The organism is Arthrobacter sp. NicSoilB4, assembly GCF_019977335.1.
GTDB lineage: Bacteria > Actinomycetota > Actinomycetes > Actinomycetales > Micrococcaceae > Arthrobacter.
This window is the reverse complement of sequence record NZ_AP024653.1, coordinates 3,399,349-3,425,152: the sequence shown is the minus strand read 5'-3', so window position 1 is coordinate 3,425,152 and position 25,804 is coordinate 3,399,349. Positions and strand designations below refer to the sequence as shown.

General features: G+C 67.2%; 26 protein-coding genes and 1 pseudogene. 15 read left to right on the top strand and 12 right to left on the bottom strand.

The genetic code is table 11. From position 1 onward, the window contains the following. Positions 1-159: 159 nt before the first annotated feature. Positions 160-731 (bottom strand): annotated as a pseudogene (locus LDO13_RS15690) (MOSC domain-containing protein). Between the two features lie 30 nt (positions 732-761). Then, positions 762-1,637, bottom strand: coding sequence for a hypothetical protein (locus LDO13_RS15685; RefSeq protein WP_224047602.1), 876 nt, complete (start codon positions 1,635-1,637; stop codon positions 762-764). Positions 1,638-1,706: 69 nt separating this feature from the next. On the opposite strand from LDO13_RS15685, the gene LDO13_RS15680 reads away from it, so the two are divergent. From LDO13_RS15680 to LDO13_RS15670, 3 genes are all read left to right on the top strand, one after another. After that, on the top strand, positions 1,707-2,501 hold the full coding sequence (locus tag LDO13_RS15680) for an alpha/beta hydrolase (protein ID WP_224047601.1): 795 nt from the start codon (positions 1,707-1,709) through the stop codon (positions 2,499-2,501). Positions 2,502-2,810: 309 nt separating this feature from the next. Then, complete coding sequence (locus LDO13_RS15675) at positions 2,811-2,966, top strand: hypothetical protein (protein ID WP_224047600.1); 156 nt, start codon at positions 2,811-2,813, stop codon at positions 2,964-2,966. 75 nt (positions 2,967-3,041) lie between these two features. Beyond that, positions 3,042-3,398 carry a DUF6221 family protein gene (locus LDO13_RS15670; protein ID WP_224047599.1) on the top strand — a complete coding sequence of 119 codons (357 nt, stop codon included), beginning with the start codon at positions 3,042-3,044 and terminating at the stop codon, positions 3,396-3,398. A 56-nt stretch (positions 3,399-3,454) separates the two neighbouring features. On the opposite strand, the gene arfB is transcribed toward LDO13_RS15670, so the two are convergent. Next, positions 3,455-3,877, bottom strand: a complete 423-nt coding sequence (gene arfB / locus LDO13_RS15665) for an alternative ribosome rescue aminoacyl-tRNA hydrolase ArfB (RefSeq protein ID WP_224047598.1) — start codon at positions 3,875-3,877, stop codon at positions 3,455-3,457. 70 nt (positions 3,878-3,947) lie between these two features. After that, on the bottom strand, positions 3,948-4,748 hold the full coding sequence (locus tag LDO13_RS15660) for a DeoR/GlpR family DNA-binding transcription regulator (protein ID WP_224047597.1): 801 nt from the start codon (positions 4,746-4,748) through the stop codon (positions 3,948-3,950). Positions 4,749-4,916: 168 nt separating this feature from the next. On the opposite strand from LDO13_RS15660, the gene galT reads away from it, so the two are divergent. Further along, positions 4,917-6,080: a galactose-1-phosphate uridylyltransferase gene (gene galT / locus LDO13_RS15655; RefSeq protein ID WP_224047596.1), complete on the top strand. Its 1,164-nt coding sequence runs from the start codon at positions 4,917-4,919 to the stop codon at positions 6,078-6,080. Further along, positions 6,077-7,252, top strand: a complete 1,176-nt coding sequence (galK, locus tag LDO13_RS15650; protein WP_224047595.1) for a galactokinase — start codon at positions 6,077-6,079, stop codon at positions 7,250-7,252. The genes galT and galK overlap by 4 nt, the downstream gene beginning before the upstream one ends. 6 nt (positions 7,253-7,258) lie before the next feature. Here the strand turns inward: galK and LDO13_RS15645 are convergent, their stop codons facing one another. Then, complete coding sequence (locus LDO13_RS15645; RefSeq protein WP_224047594.1) at positions 7,259-8,281, bottom strand: LacI family DNA-binding transcriptional regulator; 1,023 nt, start codon at positions 8,279-8,281, stop codon at positions 7,259-7,261. Between the two features lie 457 nt (positions 8,282-8,738). Between LDO13_RS15645 and LDO13_RS15640 the strand changes: the two genes are divergently transcribed. The 4 genes from LDO13_RS15640 to LDO13_RS15625 all read left to right on the top strand — a co-directional run bounded on the left by LDO13_RS15640 (position 8,739) and on the right by LDO13_RS15625 (position 14,256). After that, complete coding sequence (locus LDO13_RS15640; RefSeq protein ID WP_224049810.1) at positions 8,739-9,560, top strand: sugar ABC transporter permease; 822 nt, start codon at positions 8,739-8,741, stop codon at positions 9,558-9,560. A gap of 12 nt (positions 9,561-9,572) precedes the next feature. Continuing rightward, the gene (locus tag LDO13_RS15635; RefSeq protein ID WP_224047593.1) at positions 9,573-10,508 is read left to right on the top strand and encodes a carbohydrate ABC transporter permease; all 936 of its coding nucleotides are present in this window, start codon (positions 9,573-9,575) and stop codon (positions 10,506-10,508) included. 53 nt (positions 10,509-10,561) lie between these two features. Then, positions 10,562-11,899, top strand: coding sequence for a sugar ABC transporter substrate-binding protein (locus LDO13_RS15630; RefSeq protein WP_224047592.1), 1,338 nt, complete (start codon positions 10,562-10,564; stop codon positions 11,897-11,899). A gap of 131 nt (positions 11,900-12,030) precedes the next feature. Next, the gene (locus LDO13_RS15625; protein WP_224047591.1) at positions 12,031-14,256 is read left to right on the top strand and encodes an alpha-galactosidase; all 2,226 of its coding nucleotides are present in this window, start codon (positions 12,031-12,033) and stop codon (positions 14,254-14,256) included. A gap of 69 nt (positions 14,257-14,325) precedes the next feature. Here the strand turns inward: LDO13_RS15625 and LDO13_RS15620 are convergent, their stop codons facing one another. From LDO13_RS15620 to LDO13_RS15610, 3 genes are all read right to left on the bottom strand, one after another. Continuing rightward, positions 14,326-14,673, bottom strand: a complete 348-nt coding sequence (locus tag LDO13_RS15620; RefSeq protein WP_224047590.1) for a DUF202 domain-containing protein — start codon at positions 14,671-14,673, stop codon at positions 14,326-14,328. Between the two features lie 2 nt (positions 14,674-14,675). Continuing rightward, positions 14,676-15,167, bottom strand: a complete 492-nt coding sequence (locus LDO13_RS15615) for a DUF202 domain-containing protein (protein WP_346347022.1) — start codon at positions 15,165-15,167, stop codon at positions 14,676-14,678. Between the two features lie 100 nt (positions 15,168-15,267). Further along, on the bottom strand, positions 15,268-15,873 hold the full coding sequence (locus LDO13_RS15610; RefSeq protein WP_224047589.1) for a TetR/AcrR family transcriptional regulator: 606 nt from the start codon (positions 15,871-15,873) through the stop codon (positions 15,268-15,270). An 84-nt stretch (positions 15,874-15,957) separates the two neighbouring features. Here LDO13_RS15610 and LDO13_RS15605 point away from each other — a divergent pair, with 84 nt between their 5' ends. The 5 genes from LDO13_RS15605 to LDO13_RS15585 all read left to right on the top strand — a co-directional run bounded on the left by LDO13_RS15605 (position 15,958) and on the right by LDO13_RS15585 (position 21,895). Next, positions 15,958-16,737, top strand: a complete 780-nt coding sequence (locus LDO13_RS15605; protein WP_224047588.1) for an SDR family NAD(P)-dependent oxidoreductase — start codon at positions 15,958-15,960, stop codon at positions 16,735-16,737. A gap of 836 nt (positions 16,738-17,573) precedes the next feature. After that, on the top strand, positions 17,574-18,383 hold the full coding sequence (locus tag LDO13_RS15600) for a glycosyltransferase family 2 protein (protein WP_224047587.1): 810 nt from the start codon (positions 17,574-17,576) through the stop codon (positions 18,381-18,383). A 1-nt stretch (position 18,384) separates the two neighbouring features. Continuing rightward, positions 18,385-19,398: a glycosyltransferase gene (locus LDO13_RS15595; RefSeq protein ID WP_224047586.1), complete on the top strand. Its 1,014-nt coding sequence runs from the start codon at positions 18,385-18,387 to the stop codon at positions 19,396-19,398. A gap of 126 nt (positions 19,399-19,524) precedes the next feature. Continuing rightward, complete coding sequence (locus LDO13_RS15590) at positions 19,525-21,213, top strand: long-chain-fatty-acid--CoA ligase (RefSeq protein WP_224047585.1); 1,689 nt, start codon at positions 19,525-19,527, stop codon at positions 21,211-21,213. A gap of 73 nt (positions 21,214-21,286) precedes the next feature. Further along, positions 21,287-21,895 (top strand): DUF1992 domain-containing protein, encoded by a 609-nt coding sequence (locus LDO13_RS15585; protein ID WP_224047584.1) that lies wholly within the window; start codon positions 21,287-21,289, stop codon positions 21,893-21,895. 41 nt (positions 21,896-21,936) lie between these two features. Here the strand turns inward: LDO13_RS15585 and LDO13_RS15580 are convergent, their stop codons facing one another. From LDO13_RS15580 to LDO13_RS15570, 3 genes are all read right to left on the bottom strand, one after another. Continuing rightward, on the bottom strand, positions 21,937-23,223 hold the full coding sequence (locus LDO13_RS15580) for a S8 family serine peptidase (RefSeq protein ID WP_224047583.1): 1,287 nt from the start codon (positions 23,221-23,223) through the stop codon (positions 21,937-21,939). A gap of 264 nt (positions 23,224-23,487) precedes the next feature. Continuing rightward, the gene (locus LDO13_RS15575; protein WP_224047582.1) at positions 23,488-23,805 is read right to left on the bottom strand and encodes a DUF6221 family protein; all 318 of its coding nucleotides are present in this window, start codon (positions 23,803-23,805) and stop codon (positions 23,488-23,490) included. A 64-nt stretch (positions 23,806-23,869) separates the two neighbouring features. Further along, entirely contained in the window at positions 23,870-24,094 is a 225-nt protein-coding gene (locus LDO13_RS15570) for a hypothetical protein (protein WP_224047581.1), read from the bottom strand. A gap of 194 nt (positions 24,095-24,288) precedes the next feature. Between LDO13_RS15570 and LDO13_RS15565 the strand changes: the two genes are divergently transcribed. Beyond that, positions 24,289-25,038, top strand: a complete 750-nt coding sequence (locus LDO13_RS15565) for a GAF and ANTAR domain-containing protein (protein ID WP_224047580.1) — start codon at positions 24,289-24,291, stop codon at positions 25,036-25,038. A 37-nt stretch (positions 25,039-25,075) separates the two neighbouring features. Here the strand turns inward: LDO13_RS15565 and LDO13_RS15560 are convergent, their stop codons facing one another. Further along, entirely contained in the window at positions 25,076-25,795 is a 720-nt protein-coding gene (locus tag LDO13_RS15560; RefSeq protein ID WP_224047579.1) for a GAF and ANTAR domain-containing protein, read from the bottom strand. Positions 25,796-25,804: the final 9 nt, after the last annotated feature.

The following is a 25,804-nucleotide window of genomic DNA, read 5'->3' as shown; positions in this document are numbered from 1 at the left end:
CGTGTCCAAAGTCCCGTGGGGGCGGCGGGGGCGATGCGTCCGGTGGCGCGCCGGTTTCGCCGGAAACCTGCGGGCTCGCCGGAAGCTTCGCGCGAATTGGCAGCTTTCCGGCGAAATCGACGCAGGGCCGTGCACACCGGATCGCAGGGCCGCCAACCGCTATGGCAGGCGGGTTGGCCGCAGGACTGAGGCGACGCCGGCTTGCCCGGGGTCCAGCGGCACGGGGCTGACCAGCACCGCCGGCCCGCGGTGCAAGGTGCCGTCCGAAAGCGGCTGGCAGCGCACGCCGCCCCGCCCGCGCATGGCGGCGTGCGCACCCGGGGCGAGCATCTGGTCCATCCAGGCACAGGGGGGGCGGGCCGTCCGGCCCGGAGACGCACCAGTTCCCCGCCCGATTCCAGGGCAAAATCTTGACCCACCAGAGGAGCCAGCTGGGCGCCACGGAGAACCACATTGCGCCGGGTCAGCAGCGGATCAAACGGTCCGACGCCGAGCTCCGCGGCCATCGCCTCGAGGGCTTCCGCCGCGATCAGGGTGACGGCCGCGTCCATGTGCGCCGCCTTGCCGAAAAACCGGTCGCCGACGATCCCCTTGCCGGCCACCAGCTCCGCCCGCTCCGCGTCGGTCGTGGGGACGTCGGCCGCGCCCTCGCGGGCGCGGCCAAAGTACGCGTGCGCGGGCGACACGAGAAGGTGCAGAATCTCGACGTCGTACCTGTAGCTTGCCGTCATGTCCTCAAACTATCCTCCATCCCGGGACGGTCAGGCGCCGTACCGGGCGAGGTGGCTGCCGAGACTGGCTACGTTGACTTTGGAGGAGTGGACGTCGCGCCGCTCCATGTACTTGAGAATCACAGCAGACTTTCCCTTGTGGCTAAGCACAACGGCTGCCACTGGGCCTGTCATGCTCATGGCCGCGGCCTGCGTGTAAATGGTCCGGGTCCCACCGGCCCGCCGCTGGGCATTGGTCATCATGCCCCAGAGCGTTCGCGCCAGTTGGAGGTAGGACCCGTAGGCCACCTCCAACAGCTCGGTGATGCCTTCCTCTGAGTAGTACTTCACCCCCTCGATGGCGAGGCTCGACCCGGGGACGACACGAATCGCGGAGTGGACACTGCGCAGCACGGCTGCGGCCGCCCGGGCCGTGGTTCCACTCGCAGCGTCCAGCCGCTCGGCGTCGAAGACGTTCCTGAAGGTCAGGAAGTCGAGTTTGATGCTGCTGGGGACAGCAGCCCATGAATGGAGGAAGAATGCCAGGTCATCTTCCGGGCGCAGATTCGCCGCCAGCGCCTCGAGGACTGCGAGCGGCTCCCGCTCAAGGACGGCATCAAGCTCGTCGGCGAATGTTTCCGATTGCGCTGGAGCCGACTGCGTAGTGCGTCGGAGTCGCGCCCGCAAGTCGACCAGCAGCGTTCGACGGCGCTCCTCGTCGCCGCGCGGGAGCGTGTTCCCCGCGTCCGGCACTACGCGGTAGGCGTCTGCCGGGTGTCCTCCGTGCACTGGCGGCCAGGCTGCGGGCGCGCCGCCCTGTCCAAGGAGCTGGGCGACGGGCAAAGGTGTCAGCCGCCTCTTGATGGCGGGCAGCGCCTGGAACTGCGCGAAGACAACCAGGACGGTCAAAAGCGCCGCGGCCGCCACGCTGGGAAGGATTGCCCCCGCACCCCAGTACCGCCACAGGACGCGCTCGACGAGGCGTACCCTGAGCGTATGGACTCCGAGGTCCGGAATCTGCGGCTCACCACAGGCATCACGGTGCCGTGCCTCGTCCACGGAAGCGAAGACGCACGGCCGCTGTTGCTGCTGCATGCCTGGGGTGAATCCCGCCGGAGCTTCGACCGCCTGATACCCCGGCTGACAGGCTTCAGGGTCTATGCACCGGACCTCCGGGGCCAGGGCGACGCCGACAAACCGCCGGACGGCTATTCGCTGGCGGAACAGGCCGGGGATGCCGCCGCAATTCTGGATGCCCTCGATCTGCAGAGCGCCTTCGTCCTCGGCTCCTCCAGCGGCGGCTACGTGGCCCAGCAGCTGGCCGTTGGGCACCCGGAGCGCGTCGCGGCGCTCGTGCTGGTGGGCTCGCCCTTGAGCCTGCGGGACCGGCCTGCTTTCACGGACGAGGTCGGCCGCCTCACGGACCCCATCGACGAGGACTGGGTGCGGAATTCGCTGTCCTGGTTTCCCCTGCTGCATGCAGTGCCGAGGTGGTTCATCGAGGACCGGGTGCAGGACGGCGTCAGGATGCCCGCACACGCATGGAAGCGCATTCTGGATGGCCTCTGTGCCGCCACACCGCCCACCGAGGCCGGAACAATTCATGCGCCCACGCTGATCCTGTGGGGAGCCCACGACGGCTTGCTGCCGCGGCGGCACCAGCAGGCCCTGGCGGCACGAATAGCGGGCGCCGAGTTTAAGGTCTATCCCGCCGTCGGGCATCTGGTCTTATGGGAGTGCCCCGAACAAGTGGCAGAGGACGCGACGCAGTTCTTTGGGGCCGTCGACTGACACTGGAAGCTCAAGCTCCTTTGCCTTCTATGGCGCAAACCGCGCGTCGGGGAGCAGAATGCAGACACGTACGGAGAGGAGCGCGAGGACTGTGGAATCCGCAAACGAGAATGTGGTCCAGCGGCTGATCGGGTGCATCAATGACCGCCGGGTGGAGCTCATGGATGAGCTGTTCCACGACGACGCGGTGATGCATTGGCCGCAGTCCGGAGAACTTGTCCGAGGAGCCGAGAACCGTCGGGGCATCTACAACTCCTTCCCGCAGCTGCCACCATCACGCCCCGCAGGCTGGTCAGCGGCGGGGACCTGGTGGTCCTCGAGGCGTCACTGGACTACGACGGCCCGAAGTATGAAACAGTCTTCATCTTCGAATTCCGGGACGGCAAGATCGCCACGGAGACGGCGTACTGGAGTGAGGCCTTCGAGGCGCCGGCCTGGCGCGCGCAGTGGGTTGAAAAAACCTAGCGGGGACTCCGCGGAGCGGCCTTATCCCGTCGGGACATCCCTGATGGACGGAACGCGGATGCAATGATGGTCGCCATGAACATCGTCGAGTTTCTGGAAGCACGGATCGCGGAAGAAGAAGCAGCTATCCGGGACGGCATGTTCGTTGTCGGTACGTCCGATCTGCCTGTGGACGGAACCGACGGCAAAGGTTCCCTCGGGGAGCGGATGCAGGAGGAGTGCGCACAGAAAAGGGCCATCATCGCCAGCTGGAAGGAAGCGGCCGGCGACGAGGGAATCGAAGATCCGCGGGAGGCTCAAGGGACAGTCGCCATCGCTCGCCGGGCAATGCTGACTATTCTTGCCGGGTCCTACCGGGAGCACCCGGACTACGACGATGGCTGGTCACCTGACCTGCCCAACGAAGTGCCGGCTGAGGGGCCCGCCCGATAGCTGAGCCGCGAAGCAATAGATGATTCGCCGGTCCGCGGCGCCTCCCTCGCTTGGGGCTACTCGGCGGAGGGCCGCCTGCGCTGCAGTTTCGTGGCCGCCCGGTGTCCTTTTGCCGCGAGGCGGCGCTGGTTCGAGCCCCGGGTGGGTTTGGTCGCCCGGCGATGGGCAGCTTCTGGAGCGAGGCCCTCCGCCACCAGGTTGGCAAGCTTGGCCAGTGCCATCTCGCGGTTGCGCAACTGGGAACGCCGTTCGGATGCGGTCACGGTGATCACCCCGGCGACGAGACGTCGTCCCAGCCGCTTAACCAGCAGCAGCCGCTGGCCATCCGAAAGTACGGCCGAGTCCGCGACGCTCCACGAGAGCTCAACGCGGCTGTCCGACGTGTTGACGTGTTGGCCGCCCGGCCCGGACGACCGTGAGAACCGCCAGCCGAGTTCCGACGCCGGAATCGTGAGCGCGGGCGACACCTCCAGATCCATGCCACTAGCGTCGCACGGTTTGGGCTGGATCAAAGCCCCGCCGCCGAGCGGTGCCGGCGGTCTGGCCGACCTACCCGGCCTCGGCCGTGCGGGCAGAGGCGCCACCGGGCGCCAGCCGCAACCGGCCCACCCGCTCAGCCAGGATCCGCCGCGCCTCACCGGGCAGGCCCTCGTCGCTGATGAGCTCGTCAGCCTCCTCCAGTCCGGCGATGGTGCTGATGCCGAAGGTGCCCCACTTCGTGTGGTCGGCCAGGATCACAACCCGGCGGGCCGCTGCCACGAAGGCGCGGTCCGTCTCGGCTTCCAGCACATTCGGCGTCGTGAAACCCGCGTCGGCATCCACGCCGTGGACGCCCAGGAACAGCACGTCCAGATGCAGCTGCTTGAGGGCCGACGTGGCCAGCGGCCCCACCAGGGCGTCGGAGGGTGTGCGTTCGCCGCCCGTCAGGATCACCGTGGACGGGGACGAGCTCTGGTGGAAGACGTCGGCCACGCGTACCGAGTTGGTCACCACGGTGATCCGGGGGCCTGCGGATAGCAGCTGCGCCAGCGCCCAAGTGGTGGTGCCCGCGCTGAGGCCCACCGCCATACCCTCGCGCACCTGGGCCGCGGCCTCGTGCGCGATCGCCATCTTCTCTTCCTGCAGCTGCGTCACCTTCAGCTCGAAGCCGGGCTCGTGGGTGCTCACCGCGCCGGGAAGCTTGGCCCCGCCGTGGATCTTCTCCACGGCGCCCGCCGCATCGAGTGCCTCGATGTCCCGCCGGACGGTCATGAGTGACACGCCCAGCATGCGGGCGAGGTCCGCGACGCGGACAATCCGCTCGCGCTGGACCTCCGCGATGATGGCGGAGTGGCGGGCTGCGGCGAGCATTCTGCGTCCTTCGTAGGGTGATCGCGGGGAGTCCGGCGGGAGCTGGCACCGCGACCACCGGGGCTTCCTCCAGCACAGACTACCGCCCGCACCCGTAAAACGCACACCCATTCTGCTCTATTTTGCGCTCTATTGTTTGAAAATGTTCTTTCGTGTACAACTGAAACCATGACGCGAACCACCATGACCCGCCTGGCTGACGGCCGGGAGATCCTCTATTTTGACGACGCAGGGTCCGCCGAGCGGCCCGCGGCCTCCCTCGTGGACCACCGCGAGCTGCCCGCCCGCCCCGAACCGGGCCAGTTGCGCTTCGATGCGCTCAGCGGCGAGTGGGTGGCCGTCGCCGCGCACCGGCAGTCGCGCACGCACCTGCCGCCGGCCGACCAGTGCCCCATCTGCCCGACGACGCCGGCCAACCGGACCGAGATTCCGGCGCCGGACTACGACGTCGCCGTCTTTGAGAACCGCTTCCCCTCCCTGGGCCCGGCCACGCACGACGTCCCGCCGGCGCCGGGCTGGGGGACCGCAGCGCCCGCCGTCGGCCGCTGCGAAGTGGTGGCCTTTACCCCGCAGCACACCGGCTCATTCGCGGAACTGGGCTGGCGCCGCACTCGCACGGTAATCGATGCCTGGGCCCACCGCACGGAGGCGCTTAGCGCGCTGCCCGGCATCCAGCAGGTCTTCCCGTTCGAAAACCGTGGCGCCGACATCGGCGTCACCCTGCACCACCCGCACGGTCAGATCTACGCCTACCCGTACGTCACGCCCCGCGCCGCGGTCCTGGCTGCCGCGGCCGGCGATTTCGCCGCCACGTCCGACGGCGGGGAGACGCTTACGTCCTCCCTGCTGCGCGCCGAACGCCTGGACGGCAGCCGCATGGTGCTCGAGGGTGAACACTTCAGCGCCTACGTCCCCTTCGCGGCCCGCTGGCCGCTGGAAGTCCACCTAGTCCCGCACCGCCAGGTCCCGGACCTCGCAGCGCTGGACGGCGCGGAACGCGACGAGTTGGCCGAGCTGTACCCCGAACTCCTGAGGCGCTTCGACGCCCTGTACCCGACGCCCACCCCCTACATCGCCGCCTGGCACCAGGCCCCGCTGGGGGCGGCACTGCGCCGGGACGGCCACCTGCACCTGCAGCTGACCTCGCCCCGCCGCGCCGCGGACAAGCTCAAGTACCTGGCCGGTTCCGAAGCCGCAATGGGAGCCTTCATCAACGACACCACCCCGGAATCCGTCGCCGCCCGGCTGCGAGAAGTGGCCAGTGAAGCGGCCGCCGGACCGGCAGGCGCCGCCACCCGCACCACCATGAACCCGGAAGGCGCTCCCGCATGAACACCACCGCGCGCACCGGCGCCCTGGCGGACCGATTCGAGGCCACGTTCGGCATGGAGCCGCACGGCGTCTGGGCTGCCCCGGGCCGGGTGAACCTGATCGGCGAGCACACCGACTACAACGAGGGGTTCGTCCTGCCCTTCGCCATCGACAACCGGGCAAGGACCGCCATCCGGCTCCGGGGCGGCTCCCTCCGTGAAGACAGCAGGATCCGGCTGCTGTCCACCTATGGCAACCAGGGGCTCGTCGAGGCCGACACCGCCGCCCTGGCGCCGGGCGCCGTTAAAGGCTGGGCCAAGTACCCGCTCGGAGTGGTGTGGGCCCTGCAGCAGCGCGGCATCGACGTCCCCGGTTTCGACCTCCTCCTCGATTCCGACGTCCCGCTCGGTGCAGGCCTGTCCTCCTCGCACGCGATCGAATGCGCTGTCGTCACGGCCCTTAACGAGCTCACCGGCGCCGGGCTCACCGCGGAGGAAATGGTCGAACTCACCCACAATGCCGAAAACGCCTTCGTCGGTGCGCCCACCGGCATCATGGACCAGTCCGCCTCCCTGCGCGGCGCCCGCGGGCACGCGGTGTTCCTTGACTGCCGGGACCAGTCTGTGGAGCTCGTCCCGTTCCGGGCGCAGGATGCCGGGCTCGTCCTGCTGGTGATCGACACGAAGGTGGCGCATTCCCACGCGGACGGCGGCTACGCCTCCCGGCGCGCGTCGTGCGAGCTCGGGGCCGAGGTCCTGGACGTTAAAGCCCTGCGGGACGTCGCCGTCGCCGACCTCGAGGAAGCCAGCGGCCTGCTCGATCCGATGACGTTGCGGCGGGTCCGGCACGTCGTGACCGAAAACGCCCGCGTGCTGCAGGCGGTGGACACCCTCCGGTCCCAGGGCCCGGCCCGCATCGGCCACCTCCTCGATGCCAGCCACGCCTCCATGCGGGACGACTTCGAGATCTCCTGCCCGGAACTCGACCTCGCAGTGGACGCCGCCCGCAGCCACGGGGCCATCGGGGCCCGCATGACCGGCGGCGGATTCGGCGGCTCGGCCATCGCCCTCACCCCGGTGGGGGACGAGCAGCAGGTCCGCGACGCCGTCGTCCGCGCCTTCGCGGAAGCCGGGTTCACCGCGCCGGATATTTTCACGGTCACGCCGGCCGCCGGTGCGGAGCGACTGTCCTGATGGGGCTCAGGCGGGGCAGCCGCAGGACTGCCGGATCCGCAGTTCGGTGGGGAACGTGCGGTGCTCCGCCGGTTCGCCACGGCGCGCGCCGAGGAGTGCGCTGACGGCGGCTTCCGCCATCACCCGGACCGGCTGCTCCACGGTCGTCAGGGCGGGCCAGCTGTACTCGGCCTCGGCAGAGCCGTCGAAGGAAGTCAGTGCGATATCGCCCGGGACCGTGAGCCCGGCTTCATGGATGGCGCGCAGGATGCCGATCGCCTGCATGTCCGAACTCGCGAAGATTGCCGTGGGCCGGTCCGCGGAGGCGAGCAGTCTGCGGCCGACGGCGTACCCGCCCTCCCGGCTGAACGGCCCGCGGACAATGGGACCCTCCGGCAGCCCGGCCGCCGCAAGCGCCTGCAGCCAGCCCTCTTCACGGAGGTCGTAGTCGCGGCCCGTGTTGGTGCCCATGGCCAGGGCGATGCTGGTGTGCCCGTGCCCGATCAGGTGGTCGACGGCCATCCGCGCCCCGGCCTCCAAGTCCACGCCCACGCTGTTGAATCCGGGTGACTTGCCGCCATGGTTCAGGAGCACTGCGGGAATCTCGGCCGATTCGAGGGCAGCGAGGTCGGGTTCAAACAGCACGCTGGCGAGCACCACCCCGTCCACCTGGCGCGAGGCGAGGTTGCGGATGTTCCGGCGTTCCTTGGAGAGGTTGCCGTCCGAGTTGGTCAGCAGAAGGGCGTAGCCGAGTTCGGCCGCGGCGTCCTCGACGGCATGGGCCAGCAGCGAAAAGAACGGGTTGGTGTTGTCCGGGATGACCAGGCCGATGGTCTCACTGGAGCCCAGCTTCAGCGCGCGGGCGGCCGCGTTGGGCCGGTAGCCCAGGATGCGGATGGCATCCTGGACCTTTGCCTCGGTGGCCGGGGCCACCTTCTTCGGGCCGCCGTTGACAACATAGCTCACGACGGCGGTGCTCACGCCGGCGTAGCGGGCGACGTCCTTGCGGGTCACCGGGCCGCGGGGGGTGTGCACTGCCGAAGTCGTCATGGAGTCCATGCTAACTAGCTGCGGACGGCGCATCGCCCGGGCCATGGGCAGAATGGCTGCCGAGAGGGCCGACGGACTGGCCGGCACCGACTCCGGTGGAAAACGACATGGTGGCCACTCCCGATCTGCCCGGACAGCCGGGCTCCACGCCCGCGCGGGCATCCGCCAACAGCGTCCCACGTGAATCTACTCGAGTCAATATCTACTGACCGGTACAAGAAAACCTCTGCGATTGCAGGAAATTTCTCTTGCCAGCCAAAATCTACTCGTGTAGATTCAATTCCAGCTGTTACCCACATCACACCACCAGGAAGAGTCAACGATGACTACCATCACCAAACTTCCGGATCCCGTGGCTGGCGGATCCAAACCCCCGCACCGCGGTAAAACCCTCCGGGCCGGCCGGGGACGCCGCCTGGGCGACCTCCGGATCGCCCTGCTGTTCATCCTCCCGGCCATGGTCGGCTTCGTCGCCTTCTTCCTGGTCCCCACGATCCGCGGCGTCTACCTCAGCTTCACCGAATACAGCGTCCTGGGGGATCCCACCTGGATCGGCACCAAAAACTACACCGCGATCCTCGCCGACGAGCTGTTCTGGAACGCCATGGCCGTCACCCTCCAGTACGTCGGCCTCAACATCGGTTTCCAGACCGTCATCGCCCTCGGGCTGGCGCTCCTGATGCACCGCGTGGCGAAATCCACGCTGATCCGCGGCGCGCTGCTGCTGCCGTTCCTTGTCGCCAACGTGATCGTGGCGCTCCTGTGGTTCTGGATGCTCGACTACCAGCTCGGGATCGTCAACGAGATCATCAACTGGTTCGGCCTGCCCCGCATCGCGTTCTTCGGCAGCGAACAGTGGGCCATCCCCACCATCGCCGGCGTCAACGTCTGGCGGCACATGGGCTACACGGCCCTGCTGATCTTCGCCGGGCTGCAGTCCATCCCCAGCCACGTCTACGAGGTCGCATCCCTCGACGGCGCATCGCCCACCCGGACCTTCTGGAGCATCACCATGCCGCTCCTGCGCCCCGTGCTGGTGCTGGTACTCGTGGTCACGGTGATCGGCTCCTTCCAGGTGTTCGACACCGTGGCCGTCACCACCGGCGGCGGACCCATCAACGCCTCCCGCGTCATCCAGATGTACATCTACCAGAAGGCCTTCGGTGAATCCGATTTCGGCTACGCCTCGGCCCTGTCCGTCATTCTCTTCGTCATTCTCGCCCTCGTGGCCTTCATCCAGATGAAGTTCCTCAAGGGCAACGAATCGGATCTGGACTAAGGAACCCCAGCCATGACAACCTCCGCCCTTTCCCGCAAGACGTCCGCCAAAACCGCGCACAGGAAACCCCGGAAGCCTTTCAGCTGGCGCCGCGCCGGCGCCTGGACCCTCGTCGTCGTCGCCGTCGTCGTCACGGTGGCACCGTTCCTCTGGATGCTCCGCACCGCGCTGTCGAGCAACGCCGCCCTCGCCTCCAACGCCAGCAACCTGCTGCCGGCCGACTTCAGCCTCGGCGCCTTCAAACGGGTCCTCGGCCTGCAGACCCCCGAGGAGGCCATCGCCGAAGGGGGTTCCGGCGCCGCCATCAACTTCTGGCTGTACCTGCGGAACTCCATCATCTTCGCCACCGTCACCACCGCCGGGCAGGTGTTCTTCAGCGCGATGGCCGCCTACGCCTTCTCCCGGCTCCGCTGGCCCGGCCGGAACGTGGTCTTCGGCCTGTTCCTCGCCACCATGATGGTCCCGCCGATCTTCACCGCCCTGCCCAACTTCCTCATGATCAAGAACCTGGGCCTGCTCAACAGCTTCGCCGGACTGGCCCTGCCCTTCCTGTTCATGACCCCCTTCGCCATCTTCTTCCTGCGGCAGTTCTTCCTCTCCATGTCCCGCGAGGTGGAAGAGGCCGCCATGCTCGACGGCGCCAAGCATGTCCGGATCTTCTTCCAGATCGTGCTGCCCAACGCCGCCGCCCCGCTGGCCACCCTGGCCCTGCTGACCTTCATCGGCCAATGGAACGAATACTTCTGGCCCCTGCTGGTGGGCCAGGACGAAAGTGTCCGGGTCCTCACCGTGGGCCTGGGTGTCTTCAAATCGCAGTCCCCGCAGGGCGCCCCCGACTGGTCCGGCCTCATGGCCGCCACCCTGATCGCCGCCCTGCCCGTCCTCCTGCTCTTCATCGCCTTCGGCAAGCGGGTGGTCAACTCCATCGGCTTCTCCGGCATCAAGTAACCCCTGCCCGACACACCCCACCCGCCACACTTCACATCCCTGAAAGGTCCACCATGAAAAAGACCCTCGGCGCCGTCGCTGCCGCCGCAGCCATCGCCCTCTCCCTGTCCGCCTGCGGCGGTTCCGCCCCCTCCGCCGAAGCCAAGGGTGAAATCAACTACTGGCTGTGGGATGCTAACCAGCTCCCCGCCTACCAGCAGTGCGCCGACGATTTCACCAAGGCCAACCCGGACATCAAGGTCAAGATCACCCAGCGCGGCTGGGACGACTACTGGACCACGCTGACCAACGGTTTCGTCGCCGGCACGGCCCCGGACGTCTTCACCAACCACCTGTCCAAGTACCCCGAGTACGCGGCGAAGAAGCAGCTGCTCTCCCTGGACGACGCCGTCGCGAAGGACGGCGTCAAGCTGGAGAGCTACACCAAGGGCCTGCCCGAACTGTGGGTCGGCCAGGACGGCAAGCGCTACGGCCTGCCCAAGGACTGGGACACCGTGGGCCTCTTCTACAACAAGGCCATGGCCGACTCCGCAGGCCTCACGGCGGACCAGATGGCCAACCTGGACTGGAACCCGCAGGACGGCGGCAGCTACGAGAAAGCGATCGCCCACCTCACCGTGGACAAGAACGGCGTGCGCGGCGACGAGGCAGGCTTCGACAAGAACAACGTCGCGGTCTACGGCCTCGGCCTCGCGGGCGGCGGTTCCGGCCAGGGCCAGACCGAGTGGAGCTTCCTGACAGCGACCACCGGCTGGACCCACACGGACAAGAACCCGTGGGGCACCGAGTTCAACTACGACGATCCCCGCTTCCAGGAGACCATCGCCTGGTGGGCCGGCCTGATCGGGAAGGGCTACATGCCCAAGCTGGAAACCACCGTGGGCGCCAGCCTCGCCGACAACTTCGGCGCCGGCAAGGCCGCCATCAACACCACCGGCGACTGGCTAATCGGGCAGTACCAGAGCTACAAGGGCGTGGAAACCGCGTTCGCGCCCACCCCCAAGGGCCCCGAGGGCAAGCGCGCCAGCATGTTCAACGGCCTGGCCGACTCGGTCTGGGCGGGCACCAAGAACCCTGCCGCCGCGGTCAAGTGGGTCGAATACCTCGGCTCCACCGCCTGCCAGGACGTCGTCGCCAAGAAGGCAGTTGTCTTCCCGGCCATCACCAGCTCCTCCGAGATCGCCGCCAAGGCCTTCGCGGACAAGGGCACGGACGTCTCCGCCTTCACCACCCACGTCAAGGACGGCACCACCTTCCTCTTCCCGATCGCGGACAAGGCAGCCAAGGTAGACGGCATCATGAAGCCGGCCATGGACGCGGTCCTCGCGGGCAAGAAGCCGGCCAGCTCACTCACCGAAGCCAACAACCAGGTCAACGCCCTCTTCAAGTAGGCCAAACCGCCCCGGATGCCGCCGCTACCTCCTCGCGGCGGCGGCATCCGGTATTCCCTCTGATTCACACACTGCCTGACCTGCGTTTCCGCAACCCCGGACGCGTCCCGAACCACCGAAAGAGACCTGCCATGGATCCCCTGTACCTCCGCTCCGCCAGCACCAGCCTGGTGATCAGCTTCGACAGCGGAGAGGCCGAGGTCATCCACTGGGGTGCCGATCTGGGCGCCGCCCTTCCGGATCTGGCCATCCTCGGAGCTCCCGTCCCGCACTCCGCCGTCGACGCCGCAGTCCCCGCCGGGCTGCTCCCGCAGGCCTCCTCCAGCTGGCGCGGCCGCGCCGCCCTGCGCGGCCACCGGATCGCCGACGGCGTCCCCGGCTACGACTTCTCCGTCCGGCTCCGCGTGGCGGAGGTGACGGCAGCCGCCGGGAATGCAGCGGTGATTGTCCAGACCGACGCCGACGCCGGGATCCGCGTTTCGTCGAGCCTCACCCTGCACGACGGCGGACTGCTGGAACTGCGCCACACCGTCACCAACACCGGGACCTCGCCGTACCAGCTCGACGAATTGGCCACCGTCCTCCCGGCGGCGCCGGACGCCGTCGAACTCCTGGACCTGACCGGGCGCTGGTGCCGGGAACGCCACCCGCAGCGCCGCGCCATCGAGCAGGGCACGTGGGTGCGCACCGGCCGGCACGGCCGTACCGGCCACGACTCCTCACTGCTCTTCGCCGCCGGAACCGCCGGCTTCGGCAACCGCCACGGCAAGATCTGGGCCACCCACCTGGCCTGGAGCGGCAACCACGAGCAGTTCGCGGACAGCGTGGCGGACGGCTGGACCATGATCGGCGGCTCCGAACTGCTGGGTCCGGCCGAGGTGATCCTGGCCCCCGGCGGCAGCTACACGACGCCCGCCCTGTTCGCCGCCTACTCGGACCGCGGACTGGACGGCATCAGCGAAGCCTTCTACGCCTGGTTCCGGAACCGGCCGCACCACGTGCTGCCCTCCGCGGCAGCTGCAGGACAACGCGCGGGCGCCGGGAAGCCGCGCCCGGTAGTGCTGAACACCTGGGAGGCCGTGTACTTCGACCACAACCTGACCACCTTGATCGAACTCGCGGACTCCGCCGCGGAACTGGGCGTCGAACGGTTTGTCCTCGACGACGGCTGGTTCCGCGGCCGCCGCGACGACCACGCAGGCCTGGGCGACTGGTACGTGGACGAGGCCCTCTGGCCGTCCGGGCTCACCCCACTGATCGACGCCGTGACGTCCCGCGGGATGGAGTTCGGGCTGTGGGTGGAGCCGGAGATGGTCAACCTGGACTCCGACGTCGTGCGGGCGCACCCGGAGTGGATTGTCGGGCCCTCGGTGCAGAGCTACAAGGACGGCGGTCGGCTGCCGCTGGAATGGCGCCACCAGCACATCATTGATCTCGTCAATCCGGACGCCTGGCAGTACATTTACGACCGTGTGGACGCGCTGCTGCGCGAGAATGACATCAGCTACCTCAAGTGGGACCAGAACCGGGACCTGCTGGAGCACGGCCACGCCGGCCGCGCCTCGGTGCACGAACAGACCCTCGCCGCCTACCGGCTCTTCGACGCGCTCAAGGCCGCGCATCCCGGCGTCGAGATTGAAAGCTGTTCCTCCGGCGGAGCCCGGGTGGACCTGGGCATCCTGGAACGGACGGACCGGATCTGGGCCTCGGACTGCAACGACGCCCTGGAACGGCAGAGCATCCAGCGCTGGACCGGGCTGGTGGTCCCGCCGGAACTCGTGGGCGGGCACGTCGGCCCCACCACCTCGCACACGACCGCCCGCACACACGACCTCTCCTTCCGCGCCATCACCGCCCTGTTCGGTCATTTCGGGATGGAATGGGACGTCCGGCAGGTCGAGGGCGTGCAGCGGGAGGAGCTCAAGCGGTTCATCGGCATCTACAAGGAGCACCGCGGCCTGATCCACTCGGGCCGGATGGTCCGCGCGGACCTGGCCGACCATTCCCTGATGCTGCACGGTGTGGTGGCCGGCCCGGCCGGCAAGGCCGCCGGCGGTTCCGGGGAGCCGGGCTCGACGGCGGCACTGTTCACCCTGGTCAGCACCCGCACCTCAGCCGCGGAGCAGCCCGGCCGGATCGCCATCCCCGGCCTCCACGCCGACGCGGACTACCTGGTGGAGGCGGTCTTCCCGGTTCCGGGCGACGCCGATTACGCCCGCACGTTCACGCAGGTCCAGCCCCCGGCCTGGCTCGAGTCCGGTGCCACGGCGAGCGGCCGCTTCCTGGCCGAGGTGGGACTGCCCATGCCGGTGCTCAACCCGGAGCACGCCCTGCTGCTGCAGGTCACCACCGCCTAGCCCACCATCGATTGCTCCACAACGGCCGTTTAGACCCCCCAAAACGGCTGTTGTGGAGCAGCCGATGCCTTAGGGCTGCAGCGGCAGGTGCAGCACCGTGTAGATTCCCAGTGCGGCGAGGGCCACGACGCTGCCGGCGATTGCTGCCGTCGCCCTGACGTTCGCGGTCATCGCCGCTCCGCCGATGCCGCTGGCGGCGCGGTGGTAGCGGCGTCGCTGCGTGAGGGCGATGCCCAGGGCGACCATCAGTGATGCCGCCACAAGCGTGGCCACGAACCAGCCGTGGTGGGGCATCCAGCGCAGAAAAATGCAGGCCGCCGTGACCAGCGTCAATGAGGTCCGCCGCCAGGCGAGGTCAGTCCGTTCGGGCTGGAGCCCCGGGTCGTTGTGGATCGCCGCCGGCCTGGTGCGCGCCATGGCTAGGCCGGCCGCCAGATCACAAAGACGATCAGCACGGCGGCGACGAGGGCGCCGCCGACTGCCAGGATGGGGGCGATCAGGGGCGCCGGGAGGGGAGACTGGCGCCGCATGGCACGTTCCACATTGAGCCAGCGGAAGAACGAGCCGCCGCCGGTCACCAGCCCCAGCAGGAGCAACAGCACGGCGACGGTCTTGCGGATTTCCGGAGAGAACAGTTCCGCGGTGAAGGCCTCGACGGCGATGCCGCCGGCAACCAGCGCCAGCGAGGTCCGGATCCAGGCCAGGAACGTACGCTCGTTGGCGAGCGTGAACCGCGGGTCCGGGTCGGTCCCGCCGCCCAGGGCCCAAGCCGAGAATCTGTGGCGGCTCCGGGCCGAGCCCGCATCCTCCCCGGCAGCGTTCGCCCCGGTGCCGTTCGCGGCCGGACTTGTGTCGCCGCGTGTCTCGCGGCCGGCGGGTGACGTGTCGTGTGCCTCTTCGTGTGCGGTCATGATGCTCTCAGGATGTCACTCCGCGGAATGATTCCGCACTTCGACGGGTCCATGCCACAGCCGGCGCTGCGCACCATCGCTGGCGCCGCGGGCCCGGAAGTCAGGCCCCAGGAACCCGCAGCACATCCACGGCAGCCAGCAGATAGGGCACGGGATCGGGGTCCGTGCCCGCAGCCCACTGCATCCACGCCTGAAAGGTCGCAGCCAGATACGCCGCACACAGATAGCCTGCAGCGTGCTCAGGAACCCCGCGGTCCACAAGATATTGCCGGGCCAGATCGCGCTGGGGCGCCAGGGAACCGTAGCTCCGGCTGGCCAGTTCGGGATGGTGTGCGATCAGGCGCAGCCGACCCCGCGACACCGCAAGGTCGGGAATCACCGCCACTCCGGCGATGGCTGCGGCCCGCAATCCCGCCATGATGTCGCCGTCGGACTCGCGCCGGACGCGCGCCTCCTCCAGGACCAGCCCGGAGGCCCGCACGGCAGGTTCCATGCCGCCCCAGATGAGGTCGGCCTTGCTGGAGAAATACCGGTACAGGCTCTTGCGCCCAATCCCCGCCGCGCGGGCGATGTCCTCCATCGATGTCTGTTCGTAGCCGTTCTCGGCGAAGAGCCGCAGCGCCAGGCCGGCGATGGCATCGGGATCGATGGTCGCCGGACGCCCGGAGGAACGCAGGTTGACGGGTCCAAAGTCTTGCGCAGGCATCCCACCAGTATTCACCCTTTTATTATGACACAGCGTGTCATAAGCTGGAAAGTGACAGCATCTCGAAACGTTCGGAAGGACATCATGGGCACGGAAGCTTCATGGCAGGAAACCATCACCGCGGGCCGCTTCGCCGGCAAAACGGTCATCGTCACCGGTGCCGGTTCGGGCATTGGCCTGGCCACGGCCCTGCGCGTTGCCAAGGAGGGCGGCAAGGTCGTCGCGGCCGACATCAGCTCCGAGCGGCTGGACGCCCTGGTGGCCGGGAACGGGAGCCTGGACCTGGTCCCCGTGGCCGGGGACATCTCCACCGAAGAGACCGTCGCCGCCGTCGTCGCTGCAGCGGGCGGCCGGGTGGATGCCCTCGCGAACGTCGCGGGCATCATGGACCACTTCGCCCCGATCCATGAGGTCGACGACGACACCTGGGAGCGGGTCTTCCGGATCAACGTCACCGCCCTCATGCGCCTGACCCGCGCCGTGGTGCCGCTGATGCTTGAGGCCGGTTCCGGCTCGGTGGTCAATGTCGCCTCCGAGGCCGGCCTCCGCGGTTCCGCCGCCGGCGCCGCGTACACGGCGTCCAAGCACGCCGTCGTCGGCCTGACCCGGAATTCGTCGGTGATGTACGGGCCGAAGGGCCTGCGCTTCAACGCCGTGGCGCCGGGTGCCACCATCACCAACATCGAGGCAACTTGGGGTTCCCAGCTGGCCGCCGAGCGGCTCGGCCCGCTGATGGGTGCGAACATCCCCGCCCCCGCCACCGCGGCACAACTGGCAGCCTCGATCACCTTTCTGCTCAGCGACGACGGCACCAACGTCAACGGCGCCATCCTCGCCTCCGACGGCGGCTGGTCGGCGGTCTGACGGCCAGCCAGATCGGGGGCGGACGACGGCGTGGACTCCCTGCCGCCGTCCGCTCCCGTTTTAAGTCCCGCCCTGCACCAGTCATGCTCAGGGGTGCAGGGCCACTAATGACATTGCCCGGCTCCGACTAAGTCAGTGGACTGTATTTTCATCCTGAACACCGCTTTGTATGCGTTTGACCACCGTTACCATAGCGTGATTTGAGAGCCGCCGGATTAGCTTTTAGCTGGCGAATCTTTTCCGGAAGCAAAACGGACGCTTTTCTATTTTTGGCTTCTTCTTCTGTCTTTCTTGGCGGGCAAAGAGGCGACGTGGAATCCGCAATATGCGCCAGGGATGTCGGTGCCGCTGCGCCCAGGATCCCGTTTCCCCCTGAACGTGCAGCTCCCTGGCAGCTCTGCTTTGGCTGTGGTGCGTCGGCTCTGGACGATGCCAGCGGGGCGGCGTACCGTTTCCATATCAGGACAGAAGCGCTGAAACTCAACGAATATCGGCACCATTCTTGCCTAACGAGTACACCGTTGAAGATCGAGTCGCAGTTCCCGAGTAGGCCGCCCCATAGACCCAAGTAGAGGTGTGGGAGTCGCGCGGCGAGTTGAACAAGCAACCAAGTATTAGCCACTCGTGACACAACTTTGGGTGAACTTTAGGCTCTAAGCAAGGCCGCCGCCAGTGGCAGCTGGGGTTCGGGATTGCTAATAGTTCGGCAGATGTCTTTGAGTTCGGCCGCTAGGTTCTCATTCGCAGATGGCCAAGCCGTCGACGTCCGGAAATTTCATGAAGTGGTGAGGCTTTTGTCCATTCCAAATTTGGTCTCTAATTCGCCCTCCGAGCGAATGGTCGCCTCGCCGAGGGCTTCGGTGAGTGTGGTTATTCCGACTCTTAACGAAGAAATGAATTTGCCCTGGGTTCTGCGGCGCATGCCTTCATATGTGGATGAAGTGGTCATCGTGGACGGACGCTCCCATGACCACACAATCGACGTCGCCCGGGCACTGCGGGTCGACGTCGTTGTGGTGGCTGAACCCCGCAAGGGTAAGGGCATCGCCGTCCGTGCCGGCTTCGCAGCGGCGTCGGGAGACATCATCGTGATGCTCGACGCGGACGGGAGTATGGATCCGCAGGAAATCGGCTGGTTCGTTTCTCCACTCCAGCATGACTACGACTTCGTCAAGGGCTCGCGCTACGTGACCGGGGGCGGGTCGGAGGACCTGACCTGGCTGCGGAACACCGGGAACCGGGTCCTGACGGGGTTGGCGAATACCGTTCTGAGGAGCAATTACTCCGACCTCTGCTACGGCTATATCGCGCTCCGCCGGGAATGCCTTGAGTTCCTCGAACTGGAGTCGGACGGCTTCGAGATCGAGACGGAGCTGATCGTCAGGGCAGCCCGCGCCGGCCTCCGCATCGCGGAAGTGCCGAGCTTCGAACTCGACCGCATCTCCGGCGTTTCGAACCTGCAGACCTTCCGCGATGGGTGGCGGGTCCTCCGCACCCTGGCACGGGAGTGCACGCAGTGGGAAGCGCCGACCGCGGGGGCACGGCCCGAAGCCCTCCGACGGGTGAAGTACACCTATCCGAATGTCCGGTTTGCCCGCACGCCCACGGATCCGCACAGCCTGCTCACCTTGGCGGAAGGAGCATAAGATGCTTGACTTCAATTTCCGGCCCACGGCCTCCGTTGTCATCTGCTCCTACACGGAGCAGCGCTGGGAACTACTGATGGACGTCATTGACTCCGTCCACGCCCAGACGCTTCAGCCCGATCAGGTGATCGTAGTGGTGGACCACAACGAGGACCTCTACAAGCGGCTGGTGGCGGCCGTTCAGGACGTCACCCTGGTGGAGAGCACCGGGTTGCAGGGGCTTTCCGGGGCGCGGAACACGGGCGTTGGCCTGGCCACCTCGGAGATTGTGGCGTTCCTGGACGACGACGCCGTGGCAGCCCCCGACTGGCTCGAAAAGCTGACGGCGCTCTACGACGACTCCGACGTCCTGGCAGTTGGTGGGAAGGTCGAGCCGGCGTGGGAAGGCGGCCGGCCCGGTTACTTCGCCTCTGAACTGGACTGGATCGTCGGATGCAGCCACCGCGGCATGCCCAAGGTGGCCTCTGAGGTGCGCAATGTCATCGGCGCCAACATGTCCTTCCGCCTCCAGGTGCTTCAGCAGGTTGGCGGCTTCAACCTTTCCCTTGGACGCCAGGGAACGAAACCGCTGGGATGCGAAGAGACCGAAATGTGCATCCGGGCGGCTGTTGGCTCCCCGGGCTCCCGCATAGTGTACGAACCGGCAGCGCTTGTGCATCACCATGTTCCGGTCCAGCGCGGAACCTTTCGGTACATGCTGGAGCGTTCCTGGTCGGAGGGTATGTCCAAAGCCCAAGTCAGCCACATCGTGGGACACAAAAGGGCGCTGGGTCCCGAGCGGCGCTACGTGCGCAGGGTCCTGCCCCGAGCAGTCTTTTCCGCACTGTCGGCTTGGGCCCGCGGTGCCGACTCCGACGGTCTGCGCCGGGCAGGCGCCACCGTGGCCGTCCTTGCAGCCACGGTCGCAGGATATCTCCGCGGACGCCGGGTCGCCCAAGGCTCAGGATCGCTGCTGTCCGGTTCGGGCTCAACGCCGGTACCCCTTAGCGGCCCTCCCTGGCGGGAAGCCTCGTAATCGGAGGAGGCCTCGAAGCTGGGCCTGTGGCGGCGGCACGTCGTGACCGCCGGGCTGAACTGAGCCGGCACCGACGGAGGAAACGGAAATTGGCTCAGGGCAGATGGTTCACGGCAAGATGTGACCATGGAGAACACGGACCAGCAGCCCTGGGTGAAGAACTACCAGCCGGGCGTCCCCGCCCGGATTGAACTGCCCACGGAGTCGCTCGTGGACATGCTGGACCGCTCCGTGGCCGAGGCCGGCACGGCCCCTGCCCTGGAGTTTTTCGGGCGCCGCACCAGCTACGCCGAGCTCGGCGAACAGGTGGACCGCGCCGCCGAGGGCCTGCGCCGCCTGGGCGTCCGCGCCGGCGACCGGGTTGCGCTGATCCTGCCAAACTGCCCGCAGCACGTCGTCGCCTTCTACGCGGTACTGCGCCTCGGCGCCGTCGTCGTCGAACACAACCCGCTGTACACGGCCCGGGAACTCCGCCACCAGTTCGAGGACCATCAGGCCCGTGTGGTCATCGTCTGGGACAAGGCAGCGGCGGCCATCCGGGACTTCCCGTCCGACGTCGAGATCGACCACATTGTCTCGGTCAACCTTCTGGAGGCGTTCCCCGCCGTCAAACGCCTTGCCCTGCGCCTGCCGGTCAAGAAACTGCGGGCGTCCCGCGAAGCACTGACCGGACCCGCCCCGGGAACGATCGGGTGGAAAGCACTCCTGGGCCACGGACGGATCGATCCGGAACACCCCCGCCCCTCGGTGGACGACCTCGCCGCGATCCAGTACACCTCGGGAACCACCGGCCGCCCCAAGGGCGCCATGCTCACGCACTTCAACCTGTACTCGAACGCACTGCAGGGCGAGGCCTGGATGCAGGGGGCGGAGTACCGCAAGGAAATCTTCTACGCGATCCTGCCGATGTTCCACGCCTTCGGCATGACGCTCTACCTCACCTACGGAATCCGCAAGCAGGGCCTGCTGGTTCTCTTCCCCAAGTTCGACCCGGACCTGGTGCTGGACGCCATGAAGAAATCGCCCGCCACGGTCTACTGCGCGGTCCCTCCGATCTACGAGCGGACTGCCATGGCCGCGAAGGAGAAAGGCATCTCGCTCCGGTCCTGCAAGTTCTGCATCTCCGGCGCCATGAACCTGCCGGACCACGTGGTGGAACTGTGGGAGTCGGTCTCCGGCGGGCTCCTCGTGGAGGGCTACGGTATGACCGAGTCCTCGCCGGTCGCGCTGGGAAATCCTTTCCACCCCACCCGCCGCAACGGCACCATCGGAGTGCCGTTCCCCTCGACCCTGATGAAGGTCGCCGACCTGGACGATCCCGCCCTGGAGGTGGCACCCGGCCAGCCCGGGGAGCTGCTGCTGAAAGGCCCGCAGGTGTTTCAGGGCTACTGGAACAACCCGGAGGAAACGGCGAAGACCCTCACTGCCGACGGCTGGCTGCGGACCGGCGACGTGGTGACCGTGGACGGCGACGGTTTCACCACGATCGTGGACCGGGCGAAGGAACTCATCATCACCGGCGGCTTCAACGTCTCGCCCACCGATGTGGAGACGGTGCTGCGGCTGCACAAGGACGTCAAGGACGCTGCCGTCGTCGGAAAGCCACTCGAACGGGGCGGCGAGATGGTGATTGCCGCCGTCGAACTCGAACCGGGCAGCATGCTGGATGAGGACGTCCTCCGCGAACACTGCCGCGAGCACCTGGCCGGCTATAAGGTCCCCAAACGGATCGTCACCATCCCTGACATGCCGCGTTCGATGCTGGGCAAAATCCTCCGCAAACAGGTCCGCGAGCAGGTTCTGCCGACGCTCTGACCCTCCCTTGGCTGCTTGGAGTTTGGTTCGCATACTGGAAGGGTGCTGTGCGGCCTAAGACGGGAGGGGTGCGATGAGTGGCGAATCGAACGGGGCGTTCCGGCGCCGGGTGGAGCGCGCGGCGGAACTCCGCGCACTCCGGATCAGCGGAATGACGGTCCAGGAAGAGGAAGAGCTGGCCGCCGCCGAAGCGAAGGAACGGGACCTGCGCGCGAAGTTCGACGACGCCGCCAGGGCCGAATACCTGATCCGCGATGCCATGGCGCAGGGAAAGTTCGATCACTTAAAGTACGCCGGCAAACCCATCCCGGGCTTGGGGGACACGTACGACCCGGACTGGTGGGTCAAAGGCTTGATCGAGCGCGAAAACCTCGGCGGAATAGGTCCCCAGGCCATCCTGCTCCGCACCGAGGACGCAGGGCTCGACGCCCGCATCGACGAGTTGCATTCCGAAAAGCAGGTCCGCGAGCTCCTGGACGACTTCAACGCACGGATTGTTAATGCCCGGCGGCAGCTGCAGGGCGGACCGCCCGTTGTCACCAAGACCCGCGACGTCGAGGCAGAGCTACGGCGCTGGAGGGAACGCCGCGCGGCGCTCGCAGCCGCCGTCGCTGATCGGGAAGCGGTGCAGGAACCGGAGGTCAGCCGCCGCTGGTGGCGGCGGATCCGGTCCGGTTCCTAGCAGGCCGACCCGCGTCACTACCAAGACGTCAATACCAAGAGTCAGTAGTCAGCGATCTGGGCCAGGTATCCGTAGTACTGCCCCTTGATCGGTCGGAACGGGTCACCTTCGAAGCCGAAGCCGCGGTGCTCCTTGTTGTAGGCGGCTGTCAGCTCCAGGAACTGGGACATCACGTCCTTCCCCGAGCCCTCGCACGCTCCGTCGCTGATGCACAGAGCCAGCGAACCGGCCACTGCGGGGCTGGCGAAGCTGGTTCCGTGGGCCACCCCATAGCCGCCCGGCGCCGTTGAGGTCATGCAGACTCCGGGGGCGGCGACGGTATGGGCCTTGTCCTTGGGCTGGCTGGCGAAGTTGGAGAAGAACGCCGGCTGGTCGTCCACCTGCCCGGCCGTACCCCAGTCCTCGTTCCCGCAGATCGGGTCCGCGAGGCCATCCGGCTTGCCGTCGAAATCCGCTATCGCCGTGGCGGTCAGCACTTCGTCGTAGGTGGCAGGGACTGTGCGGGCGATGTCGAGACCGTCGTTACCGGCCGCGACGGCGTAGGCGACCCCGGCGTTGACTGAGCGGCAGATGGCGTAGTGCATCGGATCCGTGCCCTTGCCACAGTTGGCGGTTTCGACGCCCGGGCCGCCGATGCTGATGTTGGCCACCGCGATGTCGTTGTCGGGGTTCTTGTCCTTGCGCGTCGCTGTCACCCAGTCGATGGCGCAGATGAGCATTTCCTCCGTGATCAGACCGGCGTCATCAACTACCCGCACGGACCACAGCGGGGTTCCCGGCGCCGCACCGATCACGCCCAGATTGTTGTCCTTTGCGCCGATCACGCCGGCCACGAAAGTCCCGTGACCGACGTCGTCCGTGGAGGTCACCTTGACCGGGGAGCCCGTGGAGCAGTCGATGCCGCCGCGAACATTGAGGTCCGGATGGCCGGCGTCGATGCCGCTGTCGATCACAGCCACGTTGACGTCGATGGGGCCATGGCCCCACTGCTGACCGTTGTCAGGGAGGGCCCCGCCGATCCTCAGCCACCACAGCGGAGCCAGCTGGGTGCTCGGCCCGGCGTCCTCGGGCCTCTCGAACTCCCTCGCCACGGTGATGAAATCAACACCCGGATCCGCAGCCAGGCGGGCGGCGGCGGATGCCGTCATCGTGGCGGCGTATCCGTTCAGGGCGTCGCGGTACACCGTGGAAACGGTGAGGCCATAGGTGCCTTGCTGGGCCGCGGCAGCGGTACCAGCATCAGCCAACCCGTCCTTCAGCACCACAATGTATTTTTGTTCCTGCTCGGCGCCGGTGGCGGGGAGGGCCGCGACGAGCCCTCCGGCCACGGCCAGTCCCAGTGCCGCCAGGGCGCCGACGGTCCTCCGGAACCGTTTCCTGGCTTTGGGCGTGGGAGCGGTGCTCCCGGGAAACTGGTGTGGCTCGGGGGCTGTGGGCGCTGGCTGTCGTGATGATCGGGGACGGCGGACGTAGCTGAACATAATGGCCTCCACTAGGCGTCTTCGCTAATGAGCGCCCCCCGCTCTTTAGCTTAGGCCAGCGATTGGATATTGCACACGGACCTTTGGAATTTCTTGGAAGGAACAGCGCACTTAGGCGCGGAGCCAGTCCTGGTCGAAGTCCGGGTGGTCATAGTAGGGCAAGGCTAGGGAGTTCAGCGACTGCTCCATCCATTCAAGCGATTGAGGGATCCAGCTCACGTCCTGGTCTGTATCGCTGACCATCGCCGCGAGAGCCGCCTGACGCGCGGATTCCACGATGAGGATCAGGCGTCGCTTGGCCTCGCATTCGAGCAGCAGCCGCTGTTCGTACCAGGCGCCGGATTTCGAGACAGTCCGGTCGCTGAGGAGGGTCCGCGCCACGGCCTCGTCCTCGCTGATCCGTTCGGACAGGAATTCCACGATGTCCACACCGCGAGCGTACGCGCGGCCCATGCCCTCTAACCAGTTCCGGATGCCGGAACGGCCCGGGCGCCTAGCGCGCGGCCAGGTTTTCCGCGTCCTCCGGACCCACGAAGTGGCAGGATCCCTCATGCCGTTCGGGCAGGTCGCAGGTCCGGCCCGTTGGCAGATGAACGTTGCCGCAGAGCCCGGTGACCGCGACGTCCTCGCGGACGTGCAGGCTGCTCAGATCGGGCCGGAACAGGCTTTGCTCGTGGATCTTGGGGTCGCTGTGAGGATTCTGCTCTGGACTGGTCATGTCTGCTGCTCCTTGAAGGGTTGCCGTGCAGTGTCAGTCTCGGTCTGGGTCCGTAATCCAGTTTCACACCACCGCGTTAACTGCGGGTTACCGCCGCGTTAGATCCTTGTCTCAGCCCCGATGCCGGGACGGGTTCACGAGCGTATATTTCGAAGAAGAACAGATTCAGGAACGGATCGGCAAGAGGTGCCACCATGGAGTTGAACCCAGCAGACGCACGTGACACGGCACTCGGCCCGCGGGACGCACTCCCCATCACGCCGGCCGAACTGGCTCAGCGACTGGGAAACCTGGCGCGTGAACTGCAGCACGAGGAGGACACCGAGTCCATGCTGGCAGGGATCGTGCACGCCGCCCTGGAGTTGGTCCCGCATGCGGCAGACGCCTCGGTCAGCCTGATCACCGGCCGCCGGACGATTGACTCACGGGCGGCATCCAGCGACCTTCCGCGCCTGGTGGACGCCCTCCAAAGCGAAACAGGGCAGGGACCCTGCCTGGACGCCTCCTATGAAGAACGCGTCGTCAGCGTTCCGGACCTCAGCACGGACCAGCGGTGGCCGGACTTCTCCCGGGCCGCTTTTGATCTCGGAGCGCGAAGTATGCTCTCCTTCCAGCTCTTTGTGGACGGAGACCACCTCGGAGCTTTGAACCTTTTCGGTCGGGATGTGGGCGTCTTCGACGCCGAATCCGAGCGGATCGGGGCGCTGGTGGCTGCCCACGCCGCCGTAGCCGTCGCCGGAAACCAGCAAGTCAGCCAGCTCACCCAGGCCCTGGACACCCGCGACCTGATCGGGCAGGCGAAGGGAATACTCATGGAACGCTACAAGATCACCGCCCAGCAGGCATTCATGCTCCTCTCGCGGGCCAGTTCGGAGTTGAACATCAAGCTTCACGACGTGGCGGAACAGCTGACCATCAGCGGGGAAATGACGAAGAAGCGCTGAAGCGGGACCCGCCGCTCCGGGACTCCGCCGGCGGCCTTCACGCGCGGCCGTCGACGAGATCGGAACACACCCGCGACAGCGGGGCCCCGCTGGTCCTGGCCCGACGCAACAGCTCATGGAAAGCCTGCTCTGCCGTCAGCCCGTCGCGTTCCATCAGCATCCCGCACGCCCGGTTGGTGGTGTCCCGGCCGGCAAGCGCGCCCTTGAGCGGACCGCTGAGGTGCCGGGGGGTTCCTGGGCCCTGGATGTGGGCCAACAGGGTTGCCGCCGGAACGGCGAATTTCTCCAGCAGTTGCCCGGTCGCCGAGGTGTAGGCAGCCGGCAGGGATGCGTAGACCTTCAGCGTTCCAATGGGTCCGCCGGCCGCGGCCAGCGGTGTGCTGACGAGGGACCTGACGGGCAGCGACGCGACGGCCTCGCTCCAGAGCGGCCAACGGGCATCCGTGGCGGCGTCGTGGATCAGCACCGTTGTTCCTGCCGTCCACGCAGCGAGGCAAGGACCTTGGCCCAGGTCGTGCTGGGCGGCGTCCGCCTGCTCCACCACCAGCGCCGTCGCCGCAATGCTGCTCCCGCGGCCGTGCGCATCAAAGAGTGAGATCCCCGCCCCGGCCGATCCCGGAATGGCATCCCCGACCGCCTGGACCAGCACCTCCAGGGCGCGGTCCACCTTGTCCTGGGTCAGGAGCAGGTCCTTGATGCGTGCAAAGACTGCGGTCAGTTCATCGAGGGGGAGGGGGTTGAATGGTTGGCTGAGCACTTGGGGCCT

Excerpts from the sequence above, each read along its gene's own strand:
- LDO13_RS15680 (WP_224047601.1), top strand. The coding sequence starts at position 1,707 with ATGGACTCCGAGGTCCGGAATCTGCGGCTCACCACAGGCATCACGGTG.
- LDO13_RS15670 (WP_224047599.1), top strand. The coding sequence starts at position 3,042 with ATGAACATCGTCGAGTTTCTGGAAGCACGGATCGCGGAAGAAGAAGCA.
- arfB (WP_224047598.1), bottom strand. The coding sequence starts at position 3,877 with ATGGATCTGGAGGTGTCGCCCGCGCTCACGATTCCGGCGTCGGAACTC.
- LDO13_RS15660 (WP_224047597.1), bottom strand. The coding sequence starts at position 4,748 with ATGCTCGCCGCAGCCCGCCACTCCGCCATCATCGCGGAGGTCCAGCGC.
- galT (WP_224047596.1), top strand. The coding sequence starts at position 4,917 with ATGACGCGAACCACCATGACCCGCCTGGCTGACGGCCGGGAGATCCTC.
- galK (WP_224047595.1), top strand. The coding sequence starts at position 6,077 with ATGAACACCACCGCGCGCACCGGCGCCCTGGCGGACCGATTCGAGGCC.
- LDO13_RS15645 (WP_224047594.1), bottom strand. The coding sequence starts at position 8,281 with ATGACGACTTCGGCAGTGCACACCCCCCGCGGCCCGGTGACCCGCAAG.
- LDO13_RS15640 (WP_224049810.1), top strand. The coding sequence starts at position 8,739 with ATGGTCGGCTTCGTCGCCTTCTTCCTGGTCCCCACGATCCGCGGCGTC.
- LDO13_RS15635 (WP_224047593.1), top strand. The coding sequence starts at position 9,573 with ATGACAACCTCCGCCCTTTCCCGCAAGACGTCCGCCAAAACCGCGCAC.
- LDO13_RS15630 (WP_224047592.1), top strand. The coding sequence starts at position 10,562 with ATGAAAAAGACCCTCGGCGCCGTCGCTGCCGCCGCAGCCATCGCCCTC.
- LDO13_RS15625 (WP_224047591.1), top strand. The coding sequence starts at position 12,031 with ATGGATCCCCTGTACCTCCGCTCCGCCAGCACCAGCCTGGTGATCAGC.
- LDO13_RS15620 (WP_224047590.1), bottom strand. The coding sequence starts at position 14,673 with ATGGCGCGCACCAGGCCGGCGGCGATCCACAACGACCCGGGGCTCCAG.
- LDO13_RS15615 (WP_346347022.1), bottom strand. The coding sequence starts at position 15,167 with ATGACCGCACACGAAGAGGCACACGACACGTCACCCGCCGGCCGCGAG.
- LDO13_RS15610 (WP_224047589.1), bottom strand. The coding sequence starts at position 15,873 with ATGCCTGCGCAAGACTTTGGACCCGTCAACCTGCGTTCCTCCGGGCGT.
- LDO13_RS15605 (WP_224047588.1), top strand. The coding sequence starts at position 15,958 with ATGGGCACGGAAGCTTCATGGCAGGAAACCATCACCGCGGGCCGCTTC.
- LDO13_RS15600 (WP_224047587.1), top strand. The coding sequence starts at position 17,574 with ATGGTCGCCTCGCCGAGGGCTTCGGTGAGTGTGGTTATTCCGACTCTT.
- LDO13_RS15595 (WP_224047586.1), top strand. The coding sequence starts at position 18,385 with ATGCTTGACTTCAATTTCCGGCCCACGGCCTCCGTTGTCATCTGCTCC.
- LDO13_RS15590 (WP_224047585.1), top strand. The coding sequence starts at position 19,525 with ATGGAGAACACGGACCAGCAGCCCTGGGTGAAGAACTACCAGCCGGGC.
- LDO13_RS15585 (WP_224047584.1), top strand. The coding sequence starts at position 21,287 with ATGAGTGGCGAATCGAACGGGGCGTTCCGGCGCCGGGTGGAGCGCGCG.
- LDO13_RS15570 (WP_224047581.1), bottom strand. The coding sequence starts at position 24,094 with ATGACCAGTCCAGAGCAGAATCCTCACAGCGACCCCAAGATCCACGAG.
- LDO13_RS15565 (WP_224047580.1), top strand. The coding sequence starts at position 24,289 with ATGGAGTTGAACCCAGCAGACGCACGTGACACGGCACTCGGCCCGCGG.